Source organism: Aquimarina addita (genome assembly GCF_039539305.1).
GTDB lineage: Bacteria > Bacteroidota > Bacteroidia > Flavobacteriales > Flavobacteriaceae > Aquimarina > Aquimarina addita.
Genome location: NZ_BAABCW010000031.1, coordinates 14,347 through 29,921 on the forward strand (window position 1 = coordinate 14,347; position 15,575 = coordinate 29,921).

Annotated in this window: 15 protein-coding genes; 9 read left to right on the plus strand and 6 right to left on the minus strand. The window is 32.5% G+C overall.

Annotated features, from left to right (window positions below):
* Positions 1–34: 34 nt before the first annotated feature.
* From ABD816_RS21140 to ABD816_RS21160, 5 genes are all read right to left on the minus strand, one after another.
* Positions 35–934, minus strand: a complete 900-nt coding sequence (locus ABD816_RS21140) for an NmrA family NAD(P)-binding protein (RefSeq protein ID WP_344930821.1) — start codon at positions 932–934, stop codon at positions 35–37.
* Positions 935–1,348: 414 nt separating this feature from the next.
* Complete coding sequence (locus ABD816_RS21145) at positions 1,349–2,323, minus strand: transporter family protein (protein ID WP_344930822.1); 975 nt, start codon at positions 2,321–2,323, stop codon at positions 1,349–1,351.
* Positions 2,320–3,330, minus strand: a complete 1,011-nt coding sequence (locus tag ABD816_RS21150; protein ID WP_344930824.1) for a cytochrome-c peroxidase — start codon at positions 3,328–3,330, stop codon at positions 2,320–2,322. The genes ABD816_RS21145 and ABD816_RS21150 overlap by 4 nt, the downstream gene beginning before the upstream one ends.
* 52 nt (positions 3,331–3,382) lie before the next feature.
* Positions 3,383–4,243 carry an MbnP family protein gene (locus ABD816_RS21155; protein WP_344930825.1) on the minus strand — a complete coding sequence of 287 codons (861 nt, stop codon included), beginning with the start codon at positions 4,241–4,243 and terminating at the stop codon, positions 3,383–3,385.
* A gap of 353 nt (positions 4,244–4,596) precedes the next feature.
* Positions 4,597–4,974, minus strand: a complete 378-nt coding sequence (locus ABD816_RS21160) for a hypothetical protein (RefSeq protein WP_344930827.1) — start codon at positions 4,972–4,974, stop codon at positions 4,597–4,599.
* A gap of 880 nt (positions 4,975–5,854) precedes the next feature.
* Between ABD816_RS21160 and ABD816_RS21165 the strand changes: the two genes are divergently transcribed.
* The 9 genes from ABD816_RS21165 to ABD816_RS21205 all read left to right on the plus strand — a co-directional run bounded on the left by ABD816_RS21165 (position 5,855) and on the right by ABD816_RS21205 (position 15,002).
* Positions 5,855–6,625, plus strand: a complete 771-nt coding sequence (locus ABD816_RS21165; protein WP_344930828.1) for an N-acetylmuramoyl-L-alanine amidase — start codon at positions 5,855–5,857, stop codon at positions 6,623–6,625.
* A 146-nt stretch (positions 6,626–6,771) separates the two neighbouring features.
* Positions 6,772–7,443 (plus strand): plant Invertase/pectin methylesterase inhibitor family protein, encoded by a 672-nt coding sequence (locus ABD816_RS21170; protein WP_344930829.1) that lies wholly within the window; start codon positions 6,772–6,774, stop codon positions 7,441–7,443.
* Positions 7,444–7,450: 7 nt separating this feature from the next.
* Positions 7,451–8,035: a hypothetical protein gene (locus ABD816_RS21175; protein ID WP_344930831.1), complete on the plus strand. Its 585-nt coding sequence runs from the start codon at positions 7,451–7,453 to the stop codon at positions 8,033–8,035.
* 161 nt (positions 8,036–8,196) lie between these two features.
* The gene (locus tag ABD816_RS21180) at positions 8,197–8,583 is read left to right on the plus strand and encodes a hypothetical protein (RefSeq protein ID WP_344930832.1); all 387 of its coding nucleotides are present in this window, start codon (positions 8,197–8,199) and stop codon (positions 8,581–8,583) included.
* 32 nt (positions 8,584–8,615) lie between these two features.
* Positions 8,616–9,161, plus strand: coding sequence for a hypothetical protein (locus ABD816_RS21185; RefSeq protein WP_344930833.1), 546 nt, complete (start codon positions 8,616–8,618; stop codon positions 9,159–9,161).
* Positions 9,162–9,497: 336 nt separating this feature from the next.
* Entirely contained in the window at positions 9,498–11,246 is a 1,749-nt protein-coding gene (locus ABD816_RS21190; RefSeq protein ID WP_344930835.1) for a tetratricopeptide repeat protein, read from the plus strand.
* A 249-nt stretch (positions 11,247–11,495) separates the two neighbouring features.
* The gene (locus tag ABD816_RS21195) at positions 11,496–13,151 is read left to right on the plus strand and encodes an alpha/beta fold hydrolase (protein ID WP_344930836.1); all 1,656 of its coding nucleotides are present in this window, start codon (positions 11,496–11,498) and stop codon (positions 13,149–13,151) included.
* Positions 13,152–13,525: 374 nt separating this feature from the next.
* Entirely contained in the window at positions 13,526–13,750 is a 225-nt protein-coding gene (locus tag ABD816_RS21200; protein ID WP_344930837.1) for a hypothetical protein, read from the plus strand.
* Between the two features lie 127 nt (positions 13,751–13,877).
* A complete protein-coding gene (locus ABD816_RS21205) occupies positions 13,878–15,002 on the plus strand; it encodes a pentapeptide repeat-containing protein (protein ID WP_344930838.1) in 1,125 nt (374 codons plus the stop codon).
* Here the strand turns inward: ABD816_RS21205 and ABD816_RS21210 are convergent.
* Entirely contained in the window at positions 14,980–15,438 is a 459-nt protein-coding gene (locus ABD816_RS21210; protein ID WP_344930840.1) for a hypothetical protein, read from the minus strand. The two genes, ABD816_RS21205 and ABD816_RS21210, sit on opposite strands and share 23 nt — an antisense overlap.
* Positions 15,439–15,575 lie beyond the last annotated feature (137 nt).

Here is a 15,575-nt window from a genome sequence, read left to right on the forward strand (position 1 = left end):
TAATAGAAAACAAGTTCTTTTGAACTTTTAGGGCTTAGGTATTTTTATAAATAACCGCAAATTCTTGGGCGAAGTCCTTCATTTTGACCTTACCATCAATTTTAGGTCTTTTTTGCCTGTAATCTTCATAGAGCAAACCACTATGGATAGCTGCATACATTTCTACCATTTTCTCTGCCGCGGCTGGTTGCATTCCCACATTAATTAGGCTTTCCAAAACTTGCTTGTCGGTAAATTGTACCCATTGCAAATCTGGTTTACCTATGGCAGTACCAAGAGTAGAGGCCAACTCTGAATATGTAAGTTCTTCACTTGCTATGTATCTTACGTTACGGCCTGATTTGATGTTTAGGATTTCATCCGCTACGGCTTCTGCTATATCTCTAGGTGAAACCCAAGCATTAACATCATCTTTATCCAGATTACTACCTACAATATTTTGATGCTTAATTAAATTAATAAATTGAAAGAGGTTATAATAAATTTCAACGGGTCGAATATGAGTTATGGCTATATCATCAGGCAGACTATTGAGAACTTGTTCTACATAGTATGTGCCTTCAAGAATTCCGTTGCCTTTCTCTAAATGCGCTCCAATACTGCTAAGGTTTACTACACGTTTAACGTCAGTATTCTCTATAGCCTTTTTAAAGCTATCCCCTAATTCTGAAAAGTATTGGTACAAGTCAAGGTCTTGATTAAAATAATTTGCAGGGGGAACTAAAGTATAGACCACATCAGCACCTGTAAAAGTGGATGTAAGAAAGTCAGTGTCCTGTAAAGCGCCAATTGCAGGAATTGCGCCTAAAGCCTCTATATCTTTACTTCTGTCCGGATTGCTGCTGATAATGGTGACCGTGTGACCACCTTTAATTAATTGTTGTGCTAAGGGTTTTCCGATACGCCCTAATGAACCTGCAAGTATAATTTTCATAATTGTGCTTTTTTGTTTGGTACAAAGTTCAGGAAGAACGAAAAATGATATGTATCGAAATCTACTTATGTTGTGTTTAGATATTAGATTTTTGTAATAATCGTTTTGAGCAGAGTATTGAATTATTATGGACTCTCTAGTATATAATATTGACAAGTACCTTCTAAAATATCTAGTTCGTAATTAGCGTTTAGAAACTTTTTGGGATTTTCTTCATTTGTGTTTGTATCAGAGTATGCCCTAAAAAACAATCAAAATTAGTAAGTGTATCAGATTAACCACCCGAAGATTTAGATTCGAAATACAGAAAGTATTATCTATCGATTTCTTAAAAAAATAGAAATCGATAGATAATACTTTCTGTTTCACAAAAAAATGTAATTCATGCTTTATATAAGAAGGAATAATAACTACTTATGGAAAGCCGAATTTTTTCTTTTCTTTTTTGGCAAAATGAAAAATAAGACCAATAGAAAACCGTTCTTCTGTTTCAATAAACGATATATCATCACTGTTGTAATTTTGCTGTAATGGATGTTGAATTAAAGCATTTAATGAAAAACTCTTCCAGTTACATTGAAGCCCCAGTGTTCCTAAAGTTGCATTACCCCCGGTATTAAATTGTTGTATTCCATCATCATCATGAGTACCTGCTGTTTCATATAAGGTTCCTGCAAATGGAGATATAATCCCATTTTTTATAGGAATTGTATAAAAGAGATAGCCACTACTGTTAAATTGATTGCCAAAACGATAATTATCTGAATTACGGGTATTCATTTTATAGGAAGCTTCTATGTTAAGCCCCCATCGATGTAAAGCGATTGTATAATTGGAAGAAAGTAGAAAGTCAACACTTCCTGAACCTATCTGAAAATTTCGATTGACGACTTCTCCACGATCAAAACGATCAAATGTACCCATAGGTAATTTGACTCCACCACCAATTAGTAACGAATGACTAATTATAGTAGTTGGAGGAGCTGCTATTTTATCATCTGATTGTTTTTTTGCCAATACATCATAAAAAAGTAATAAACTCGGATCACCAAAACCATTGAATTCTAAATCTTGTACACTTCCATTCATGGTGTTTGAGATGTAAGGGATTATCGAATGTATCTGAAATTTATTAGAAAAAATATACCTTCCAAGAATTTCTGTACGTGTAAAAGTATCTTGAGAATATTCGTCCTGTAATAAATCGCTGTTATAGCGTATAGAAGCATTGAATGATGCTTGTGTAAATCGAACACCTATATAATGAGTACTGGTACCAGCAAGCATTCCAAATGATAAGCCACTAAGTTGACAACCACATACATCACAACCTAATGTGGTAGGTATGGTAATTACAGTAAAAATTATATATAAGACTAGTTTCCTCATCTTGGATTATTAAATTTAGAGTCTGTTAAAAATGAATCATCTGTCAGTGTTTTAATAAAGGAAATTATTGCTGCTTGTTCTGAATCGGTCATAGCAATTCCTAATCGATTATTTTCTGACCTTAATGCTATGTCTAGTGTTTCAGAATCCATTACTCCGTTAGCATAATGTTGTAATACCTCCTCAAGCGTTTCAAAACGTGCATTGTGCATGTATGGAGCAGTTACTTCGATATTACGAAGTGTAGGCACCATAAATTTACCTTCATCAGCACTAGATTCTGTGATCAGAGCACGTCCTGTATCAGAAAAAGTATCAGATAGACCATTATTTCTAAAGGACTGATCAGTGAAAAGAGGACCGCTATGACATGTAGCACATTTTTCATTAAAGAGCTGCATCCCTTTCTGTTCTTCTTCTGTTAAGGTCACTCCATTTTCATTACGTTCATATTGATCATATTTCGAGTTATCAGAAACCATCAATACTAAAAATTGAGAGAATGCCTGTAGCATCCTAGGTGATGTAATGCTATCAATGTCAAAGGCTTCTTTAAATAAACTTTTGTATTCATCGCTACGGTTTAGTTTTGCTACTACATTTGCTAAAGTTTCTCCCATTTCGATTTCAGATTCCAGTGCATTTATGGGCACAAAATCTAAGTGGGTCACTCCTCCATCCCAGAAAAATTCTTTACGAAAAGCCAGGTTAAAAAGAGCGGGAGCGTTGCGTTTTCCAAACTGGTCATTAATACCTATACTTAGAGGATGTAAAGAATTGTCTGCAAATCCTCGGGATTGCTGATGGCAATTATTACAAGAAATACTGCCATCGGCAGATAGGCCCGGGTCAAAAAACAACTTTCTGCCCAGCTCAAAACCTTCTTGAGTTATTGGATTATTTTCTACTGTATATTGAATTTCGGGAAATTCATTGGGTTGTATAAGTTGATACGTATCCAGAATTTTTGTTCCATCATCACTACTACAAGAAAAAAAATCAAGCATATCCAATAAGTAATTATTGGATATGCTATACTAGTTTTAGTTATCATCCTTATTATTGATGAGTATGACTATAGGTAAACACTTCATCAAGTATTTCTGCAAAAGATTGCCCTTTTGCTGGGGCATGCACAGCATATGTGGTCGAAAAATCTACTTGTGACATATCAAAAAGTGCTTTTGCATTTGCTAATAGATGGATACTGGGTTCTATATTTTCAGCAACCGTAGCCTCACTATCAAAATTCAATGTTATTGTTTTTATATTATTTACAAAAACTGCTGACTCTCCTTCTATTGGTTCTATATCTCTCCACCCACCAATGTGAATAGCAAAAGACTTTTCCGGAATTATAAATCCGTCAATTTCATTATATGCCTGAGTAGAAGAACTGGCATGTCCCTCTACGGCAAAACCGATATATCCTGCATTCCAGTTCCAAAACCATGCGCCTGCTGCAGGGTCTAACACTCCACCTGCAGCACCTTCTCGTACACCTTCTTCAGGGATTCCTATTGTGAATGAAATTTTATTATATTTTCCAGCAGGTACATTTTCTAAAGTAAGAGAATTAGAGGCAAATTCCCCTTCTTTTATGTGATATACACCTAATGCGTCTGCCGCTGAAATAGAAACTTCATCTTCATATCGCAATCCATCTTCTCCTTCTAAAACAATATTCGTAACATAATACCCAAAAGAAGTGATATTAAAATCCTGTGCATCATTGGTTTTGTATGTAAAGTCTAGATTTTGTTTTTCTGTTAGGTTCATATCTTGATCACCTACAATGTTATCCCATTTAATCTCTACAGTACCCTTCACTTCAGTACCTGTAGTGTTATCGTCATCACTACTACAACTCATTGCCGTTAATCCAACAGCTATTATAATTAATTTTATTATTGATTTCATTTCTAAATTGATTTTTGTAGATGTACTATTCTTACATCCTATTTATAGCATTTGTTTCGTCTTATTTTTCAATTAAAAACTGTAAGTAACTGTTATTTATGTTACTTATAGCCGATATTGAATACAGATCAGAATAACAGATTTTTTTATTAATTTGATTATACTACCTGTTAACAACCATCTTACACGATCGTTATTTGCAAAATTTATTTTTTCTAAATACACCGTATATTAACCATAGAGTTTAGTATCAGTATATCATATATATTCGATATTATCGAAAATGTATAAGGCATAACTAACAACCATACTCATGGTAATAAAAGATGTACTCATAGAAAAGGATTAAAAAATCAACTGTTTTTTGGAGGTGGGTCTATCTCTCCTGAGTACAGGAAACTATAAAGATAGGAATAGGAAGATTGAACGATACCTGAGGTGTTGTTCAATAAGGAAATTGATGTGTCTACAGTGGTATCTTGAAAATAAAGTGGAAAGAAGGATTCAGAAATTCTGATAGTCCCATCAGTTTCTCCTAAAGGATTCTGTTCACTAAGTTGGTTCATTAGATAACACTTTCCATTACATTGTAACTGAGGTCTTTCTTTATTAATGCAATAATTTTCTATGATATAATCAACATTGAGTTGAAAATATAAAAAAGGCGCTAAAGCCGTTACTGGTCTTAGTGCAAAGGTTAGTAAAAGTAGAAAAGAAAAAACAATACGCATTTCTAAAAAGAATATTTGTCGAAAATACGATAAAGTAACTGATTTATAAATTATAGAAATGTTAAGATTAGAGAATGATATATACGTTTGTTTTATGTGCTAAAGATTGAAATGTGAGTTCATCAAATTTTAATTTACTAATCGGATCTGATCAATCTAAAATGGTCAAAGTATGATTAGCTTTCTTATACTTCTAATATAATTATTTGAACTATAAATTCTCTGGATAAAATAAATGAAGATTGTTTTTTAATCATTTCATTAAGAGAAGCCAATATTATAATATCTAATACACTTGCTTTTTTAGAGAAAGTGGCTTTTATTAATTATAATATGTTCATACTTCTGAATTTAAACGGGATAGCATGAATTTATCATATTAATTTATAATAGATTCATTAAAAAAAATTACAAAAATCAGGTTGCATATAATAGAATAGTTTTTAAGGGAACTAATAAAAATAGAACTTTATTCTTCTGCTAAAAACGTTTTAATCTAAAAATAGAGCATATAAAAATCGTTGGTGTAAAATATAAAATGTTTTAAAACCCCGCCTAATTTATGTTTACACAGTTTTTTGGACACTACCATTTATAAAATCGATCCATAACGTGATTATAGCTCTCTATGAATATATGCTATTGGTTCTCATTGTTTGTACCGGTCATACTTAGAGCATTTGGGTTTCACCTTAAGTTCATGTCAATATTAGGAAACATTATTTAATCCATTTTAACATTTATTGCAACTTTGTGTAAACTTCTTATTTGTCATAATCATCATGTCGGAAAATTACCACCATTTACCGTTTTTGTAATAGCACTCTTTGCTTTATCCAGATAACTTTGTTGATTATGATATGATTTAATAACAATCCATATGAAAGCAACTAGCATCCCTAATCATGAGAAAACCTTTTTTAAAACAGGAAGAGACTCTGACGGAAAAGAATTTACATTAACGAAAAAGGCAGTACCCATTAAAGGGAGTGATCAAATGATGCCCTATATACATTGCAGGCCTAAAAATGGAGATGCTTCGTTTTATTATCACGAGAAAAATACCAAAACTCAAATTGTACTTCATTTTACAGTGGGATATCTAAAAGGAGATATAGCGGCTTTATCCAGAAATAATGTCCATATATCTACACCTTTTGTTATTGCAAGAAGTGGTGAGATTATAAACTTATGGTCATCCGCTTACTGGTCCTACCATTTAGGAAAGGCAGCTATAGGCGGCAATACAAATGGTAGTAAAAGAACGATCGCAATCGAGATGTCTAATATTGGCTTTTTAAAACGAATAGGCGATAAGCTAGTGACGGTATATAGCGATAACGATGTGTATTGTACTATAAATGATACACAGTTGTATACAAAGTTAGATATGCCTTATCGTGGCGAATACTATTTTGCTACCTATACCGCTAAGCAGTACAAAAGTTTGATCGGACTACTCCGGTATTTGACAGCAGAGTATAACATTCCGATGGAGTTTTTACCAGAGAATAAGCGATATGATGTGGTAGCCGAAGAAGAGTTGGTTAATTTTAAAGGTATTACATCTCATGTGAATTACCGATCCTCCGGAAAATGGGATATAGGCGCTGCTTTTGATTGGAAAAAAATAATTGAAGGTTTAAGATAGATCGGATGTATAATTCACTGGTAGAAGTCGGGAAATTATCGGTCTTTGTCGTTTTTGTTATAGGAATATACTGAGTTATGGCTATAACTTTGTTGGGGAGATACTGCATAGTAACATCAAGCAACAAAAATTAAAAACTATTACTTATGAAAAATTACTACCCATATATAAATGTGCTTTTTGCACTACTTATGATATACAGCTGTGCTAGCTATGGACCTAAAAATAAAGAGTTGCCAGAGGTATTGTCAACTACAGAACAAGTCCTTGCAAGTCTTGCAGATAAAATACCAGTTACAGAAGATGAGGTGCTTAAAAACACATACTTACAATTAGTAAATAAGTATCAGGAATTGGCTCCTGCTCTTAAGAAATGTAATGAAAAATATGCGCTTACCGTAAATTATATGATAACCCTACGAGAAGCACAAAAAGCATTACAACGTGTAGATAAAGATTTTAATACTTTAACGGATAAAGCATTTATCCTTGATGCTATATATAGAGATTATGATGCTAAGTTACAATCTATTAATAGCAGTCCTAAAAGTGATGCAAATACAAAAATTAAAGTACTAGTTAATTCTAATGAAGATGAAGGTTTTTTTGTATTCGGGAAATTATCTTATGAACAAGGACTTGATATCAAGCGATTTCGATTTAATAGACCAACTCAGAATGCCTCTCAGGATTTTGTGCCAGGTTATTATTTATTTTGGTTAGAAAAAGAAGATCTCGTTGGAGAGCCAGAGTTACATCTTATTATGGATGATGGAACAGAGGGAGAAAAACAACTGGTATTAAAAACTCCAAAATAAGTATAGAATGTTAGTAGATAGATTTAAAGACGTTTGGAAAGAATTCACCTTACTTAGTACATGGATCGCTTCAGTAGCAGGAGCTTTTATTATACCATTACCTTCCTGGTATGCTGCAGACGAAAATACTTCTTTTCTTATGAAATTTGGAGTATTTATTGCGACTGCACTTGCGGGTTTTCTAATATTATACTCGTTAAAAAATAAAACAATACGTATATGGATGCGTTTGTCGCTTCAATTTTTACTTGCGTTTGTAGTTGTCTATACTACCTATCACTTTTTTCGAGAAGCTAAAACCTTACCCTATGTATCCCATGATATTGTTATTGGTGATGAATTAATAGAGAACAATCCTTTTGATGCTTTTGAAGTATCACATGGATTTTTACCCGAGCGAAAAGAGCGGATGTTAGTTTTATTAGGAGACCCGGAAAAGGCCTGGACAAAAGACAGTATTACCAGTAATAGAGTGCAATTAATGATCCTATTATTTCTCTGTTACCTGTTTTGTGCAGGGTTTATTATCTCTTTTTGTAACCTTATTATCCTCTATAAAGAAAAATATAAGATCAAAATTGAAAAAAAATAATACGATGTTTAAAAAATTGTTAACCTCACAGATAGCTCCGGATCAAACGGAGTATTACAATCAGAAATATAAACTATTAAAGCCAGTGTTTTTGTTATTCTTACGATATATAAGGTAAATCATAAGGGTATGCATATAATAAAAATACAAAGAATAAACGGATGAAAAATATACATATTGGTTTAATCCTACAAGTGGTTGTCCTTATTTTTTTGATAGGTATTGGTTATCTGATCTTTAACTCCAGTTCTAATTGGGAGATCATTTCATCAGAGTTAGACAAAGCGAAAAAAGAATTGAAGATATCACAAGAGGTAATAGCGAATACCAAATCTCAATTAGAGAATACCAAAAAAGAATTTGAACAGATGAAAACTCAGAAAGATCTGATTATTCATAAACGGGATTCATTGATCTTTTCGTTTAAAAGAAAGAATGCTAAAGATTGGAAAGAATTACAACGTATCAAAGATTCTATAGAGCTTACTAATAATCGATTAGCAAAAAATCGAGCTGTATTAGATGGTCTTTTTGGTCTAAATCAATAAATAATTTATATCCATTTGTAAATTAAATGCTTATGAAAAAAATAATGTGCATTCTGTTTATGGTATCTTGTAGTACTGTGATTTGCCAAGAAACTGATTCATTGGAAATCATTGAAATACCTGCATCTTATGCCGATCGCACTGGAGAACCTTTTACTGTTAAAAGAGATAGTCTATATATATTTAGAACACCTGATGTGTTTTTAGTCAATAAAAAATCTTTTTTAGCGATTAAGAATGTATATCAAACTACCATTCAGCAGGATAAAATGACTAAAGAGCTAGTAGAAAAGTATTCGCAAACGCTGCGCAGAAATATCGATTTGGAGCGTAGTTTAAAAATTAATTTTACCAAAAGTGATAGTTTAGATCAGATTGTTTATAATAGGACTCAAGCAGTTTTAGGGAATACACAGAGAGCATTAGATTATACGTTACATAGCCTAGAAAAGGCAACAAATAGCCTGGAGCTTATTGAAAATACAAGTAAACGGGAAAGAAGAAAAACAATTCTGGAAAAAGTGCTCATCGGTATTGCTGGATTTGGAGCGGGAGTTATAGTTGGAATTTCTTTGTAAGTTGATTTTTAATATAAGGAGCATCATACCATTATCATTTAAACTTCTCCCTACACCTTAGTAAGTAAAACGCATTAAGGAGAAGATATAGTAAGTACTCTAATAAATTGTTAATTGTATGTACACATCAATCATAGTAAACTTTATCTGTATGGATTAAGAGTATAGAATTAGAAATTAAGAAAATACAATGTATATTATTTGAGATTAGATTAAAAAACAGTGATTCTACAGGATTTAACACTCATAATTGATTTGATTAAAAAAATCATACTTAATTTTACATTGAATGCATAAAAGCGCGCCCTGACTTTTATGATATAAGTATATTATTTCATGAATTTTTTCAGTGTCTCGTTAAGTAAATCAGAACGATATTTACCTAGTAAAAGGATAGGTTTTTGTATAATTATAGGAGTCTTTTTATCTTTTAATTTCTCATATGCATCAGAGAAAACAAAAAAAATCGATAGTTTGCTCGCTACATTAGACTCCTATCAAAAGGAGGATAGGATCAAAGTAAATCTCCTTAATGCTATTGGTTTTGAATATTGGATCGTAGATGCTAACAAGTCTATTTATTTTGGGGAGCAAGCTCTGGAGCTCTCAGAAGAATTAACGTATAATGTAGGATTGGCAAAAGCAAATCGTATAATAGGGGTTGCATATTGGTCGCAAGGTAATCAAAATAAGGCCTTAACTTATCTTAATAGTTCTCATAAAGTATATGAAAAAATACAGGACAAAACAGGAATAGCGAATACAAGGCTCAATATAGGAATGGTGTATGCCGATCTCAAAGAGTATAAGAAAGCATTGCATTATTATGAGCAGGCGATTAATGAGTTTACAGCATTAGGACTAAAAGGTAGAATTGCTACTACCTTTACAAAAACAGGAACGATCCTCATAGAACAGGGTAAAGATGCAGAAGCACTTCAATATCTAACAGATGCATTACAAATGCATAGCGCCAATAATTTCACTTACGGAATTGCAGAAGCACATAATAGATTGGGGATATTATATCTCCAGCAACAGGAAAATGAGCAAGCTTATTATCATATAAAAAGATCCATGGCTTTAGGCAGTGAGGTGAACGATATTCATGGATTAACCAACAACCTTATTATCTACGGAAAAATTTTAAGATTGTCTGATCGCTCAGAAGAAGCGGCTACTAAACTGTTTAAAGGCTTAGCACTTGCCAAAGAAAATAAATTAAAGAAATATGAATTATTTGCATATGAAGAATTAAAAGAATTAAAAAAACAACAATACCAACCAGAGGAGGCTCTTATGTTTTATGATAAATATCTTACGCTAAAAGATTCCCTGTTCAATTCAGAAAAGTCAAAGCAAATAGCCTATATAGAGTTCGAAAATAAGCTAGAACTAAAAGATAAAGAACTCTTAACGCTTAAAACAAAAGAAAAGACAGATAGCCTTATTCAGCTTATTTTAATTATTGGAGTCACTATCTTAAGCATTGCAGGATATGTTATATATATCGTATCAAGACAAAGGGCAAGAAAAAGCAGACAATTAGCTATTAAAACTCAGGAGTATTTAGAATCTGTATATTCCCTTACTCAAAAAGACTTAGAAAATTCTGAGTTAAAACAGCAAGAGTTAAAACAAAAACTTGATTTTAAAAATAGAGAACTAACTTCCTACACACTCAATTTTATTAAGAAGAACGAAGTCGTACAGCAATTGCAACATATGATACAGGATATTAAAAATTCCTCTTCTATTGAAAAAAATAAGTTGATTGCAGATCTCAATAAGATCATCCGGAAAAATTTGAGTATTGATAAAGATTGGGAAGATTTTAGTAGATTTTTTGAAGATGCCCATGAGGGGTTTTATACGAATCTAAAATCTAAGCACAAAGAACTGAGTGCTAATGATCTAAAAATTTGTTCTTTGATTAGACTTAATCTTAATACTAAAGAAATGGCTGGTATTCTTGGGATATCACCAGAAAGTGTAAAAACAGCACGTTATCGGCTTCGTAAAAAATTGACATTAAGTCCTCACCAGGAGATCCTAACTTATTTAATTGATTTAGAACAGGAATAACACCGCTTACAATGAATGTTGCTGATCTCTAATGAGAGAGCGTTCTTGTTTCTTTTTTTTATGTAATTATTTGTTTGTAAGTAGCTTGTGAGTTTTTTGTCTACCTAATGTACCCCTTTTTTTAATATTTTATCTTCCTGAGTCTACATATTGTATACGCCAATTCTATGGGTAATGACAATGTCCTTATTACTTTTGAAAATCAAATTATGAGATGACCAATACTTTACTTTTTTAATACATTAATTTATGAAACCAGTTACTAAATATACTAAAAGTGGCAATGTTAATATAGCATATCAGGTTTTTGGTTCTGGTGCTATTGATTTGGTATATATTCCCGGGTGGGTTTCTAATATTGATTCGATGTGGAATTGCCCTGAATTGGTTAGTTTTTTACAAGAATTAGGGAAAATAGCGAGAGTTATTTTATTTGACAAAAGAGGTACGGGGCTCTCTGATCGTGTCTTAGAGCTACCGGCTTTAGAAGAAAGAATGGATGATATCAGAGCGGTTATGGATGCGGTAGGTTCTGAAAAAGCAGCATTGTTTGGGCACTCAGAAGGGGGGTCTGTCTCTGCCTTATTTGCTGCTACGTATCCAAACCGAACGATATCATTGATCGCTTTTGGAATATTTGCAAAACGAATATATGCACCTGATTATCCTTGGGCTCCTACAAATCAAGAACGCCAGGTAGTATACGATATAATTGAAAAGAGTTGGGGTAGTGGAGAAATGGATTTAGAATCACTAGCCCCTTCTAAAGCCAATGATAAAGTATTTATGGATTGGTTGGCTAGTTATTTTCGCGCAGGAGCGAGCCCAAGAGCTGCTATGGTATTGACAAAAATGAACACGCAAGTAGATATTGTAAATATATTGGATGCTATAAAAGTTCCTACTTTACTATTGCAGAGAACTCACGATATCGATGTGAAAATAGAAGAAGGGCGTTTTATCGCTGAACGTATTCAGGGAGCAAAATTTGTTGAGTTCGAAGGTAAGGATCATTTGTTTTGGACTGGTGATGTTGATGGTATTCTGAAAGAGATGAAGGCTTTTATTTTAAATACTAAGCAAGTACCGATGCATGAGAAACAACTCTTTACGATACTTGTAGGACGCATTATAACTACAGAAAAAGACAATCCTAAACATAAAGAGCTTATTGAACAATCTGTATTAGCATATAGGGGAGAAATGATTCAGTATGATGGCGAAACATTTACTGCTACCTTTGATGGCCCCAGTAAGGCGGTTCATTGCAGTAATAAGTTAGTTACAATGATTAGAAGTTGTAATGCGCAACTTACTATTGGTGTTCATATTAAAGAATGCACAGTAGGCAATCCTATAAGTAAAGAGATAGAGGACTTATCTTCCTTAATAAGTAAAAACCCTATCTCCGATCAAATTTTGATAACGCAAACGGTCAAGAACTTGTTAGTAGGTGCTACTATTATTTTTACTCCATATAAAACAATTTTTGAAACTGAATCCAGAGAATCTCTTTTGCTTTATACCGTTACTGAAAGGCAACCAGATTGTAAAGAACTTCATAAGACTGACGCTACTATACTTCCTCAAAATAATTCTTTTCTAAAAAAAGTACTTCAAAATATAGATAACCATCTTAGTAATGAATATTTTGGTGTAGAAATGCTATGTAGAGAAATAGGTGTTAGTGAGCGACAATTACAACGTAAATTAAAAGCAATTACTAATAAGTCGCCCAATAAATTAATATGTTCATTGCGATTACATCGGGCTAAAGAGCTTATCTTAAGTGAACAAAGCACTATTGCAGAAATTGCTTTTCAGGCCGGATTTTCTAATCCTTCTTACTTTTCTAAATGCTTTAAAAAAGAGTTTGCTATCAGTCCTTCGGATTTAATCAATTGATAAAAATAACTATTGAAATAGTTAGCTTTATTTTATTGTTGTCATCCAGAGGATCTAATACTCACTTTATTCTTGTATTTATCTATTAACAGAGACTTTCCTTACATGAAGTTTTTTTACCAATAAAAATGATTGGCACTATCCTCTTCATTAATGATAATTCTATTTACTAAAACCAATGACTTCAAGTTTTTATGATTTAGATAAGGGATTTGTTACCTAATATCGATAAAAAATACCATTAATCTAAACGGGAACTATTACTTAGATCTGTTTTTCTTTTTTCAGGACAGTATTGTTTAATTTTCTAATAGATAGTAAAGCGTCAACTTTAGATTTTAACAAAACCAGCTGTAAGTAAAAAAGGAACTTTTATGGAGGAGGATAGATTAGATATTTCGGACTTACAACAAATCATTCACAACCTAGTCACTTTTATAGCTATAGAAGGAAAGGAATATGTTCAAGAGGACCATAAGAGAGCTTATGTAAAAAGTTATGTGTATTTGCTTGCAAAAATCGTACATCGAATTAATGAGGAAGAACAGTTTTCAGTCACGGAAGATATTGCTAAGGATATTTCAAGATACTTAAAATAGAATTAATAATCTTATAGCTTTTAGTAGGCATAGTATTAATTTTAATTCACACGTAATTATAAAAGTTTTGGTATTACTCACAGAACTTTAATATATTGAAGCGTTAATAATCCATAATCATACAGTTTTGACCGAGCAAGAACGCATTGAGAAATTAGAAAAAGAAAATCAAAAGCTTCAGAAAGAGCTTGATAGCATAAGAAAACGTGGAGAAAAGAAGAAGAGTGTTGGTTTTTGGATTTTAAAGAAATCCAGTACTCCACTGATCGGAGTTAAATTAAAGAAAAGTATCAGCAATGCGATTACTGAGTATAAATTAACAAAAACAGTTTCTGTAGATACTGTTTCTGATGTTTCTTCTAATGTAATATGGCGTGTCACCAGAATTGGCATTTTTGCATTTTTTATGACATTGGTTCCTTCTCTTATCTTGATGTTCCAGACAAAACTGGTTATGAATCAAAATGCATTAGTAGGAAATCAGAATACACTTATTGAGGCAGAGCGAAAATCTTCATTGGTCTTTGTAATGGATAATGTGCTGTCCGATCTTAGTGAAGAATTAAAATACAAAGGGTCTAGTGAGCGAAACATTAGCCCTGTGCTGGAAGCAAGGATTATAAGTTTGTCCAGAGCAATGAAACCTTACAAATATAATGAAAAAGGAGAGTTGACAGAAAAGGAGATTAGTCCGGAGAGAGGTCAGTTTTTATTTAACCTTATCAAAAGCGAATTGGGAGATCAATCTCGTCGTGATATTTTGAATTTATCAGATTTTAATTATACAGATTTTAAGAATGTATCTTTGGGTAGGGGAGTTGATTTAAAATATGTTCATTTAAATCATTCTGACATGCGTTATGCAGAAATGCCTGCGATTAATATGGAGAGAAGTGAATTGAAAGAGACAAATCTGTTAGGAATCAATCTTTCTGATGCAAATCTGATTCGTGCAAATTTAACTAATGCAAATCTTACCAAAGCAGAATTACTAAGTGCAGATCTAACCAATGCTAATCTTTATGGGGCGAATTTAACAAAAGCTGATTTAACAGAAGCTACCTTATGGGGAACTAAATTAGATGAAGCTATTTTATCAGATGTCATATTGGATAATGCAATTGTTCACAGAAAGGATTGGATTACTTATGTTTCTGATTCATTAGATTTAAAAGGTGCCAGTTCCATAGCAGATAGATATATGCTTAAGAAGCAGGGTGAAAAACAATTTATCCTTGTTTTAAGAAAGTAGTATCCTTATCCTTTCTGAAAATTAATTTATAAATTTTTGCCACCAGCCAATTTCCGGCAGGAAAATACAATGCAAAAAATAGTGCCATACCTAAACTTAGATTTTGTGGATTAAACAGTTGTTCAATAATATTATTAGGATAAACGTATGAGGTCTGTAACCAATATCCCATAAACTCCAGAATTCCCATAGCCACTAGCCCATAAGCATATTGATTGAAAAAATCATACTTTCTGAGGAGTAGAGAGATAGGAATCATATAAAAAATATAGCAGGTGATAACTTGCCACCAGTGACTAAATCTTGCGATTTCCATTTGAGTTCCGAACTCATTCATACCTAGTCCCCATAAAAAATACACTAGTATGTAAACCAATACTAACTTTTTTGGTGTTTCTGATAATGTTTTCAAACTAGTAGTTATAAATTTCTTCATTTAGATATAGATTCTGACTAACGTAAAAATACATCACTGATTTACAGTTATTTGCAAATCATCATTAGATAATCCAAATTTATCAATTTGTTTTCTAATTCTTTTGACCAGACCTAGTTTTCTTTTTTGGTCGAGGT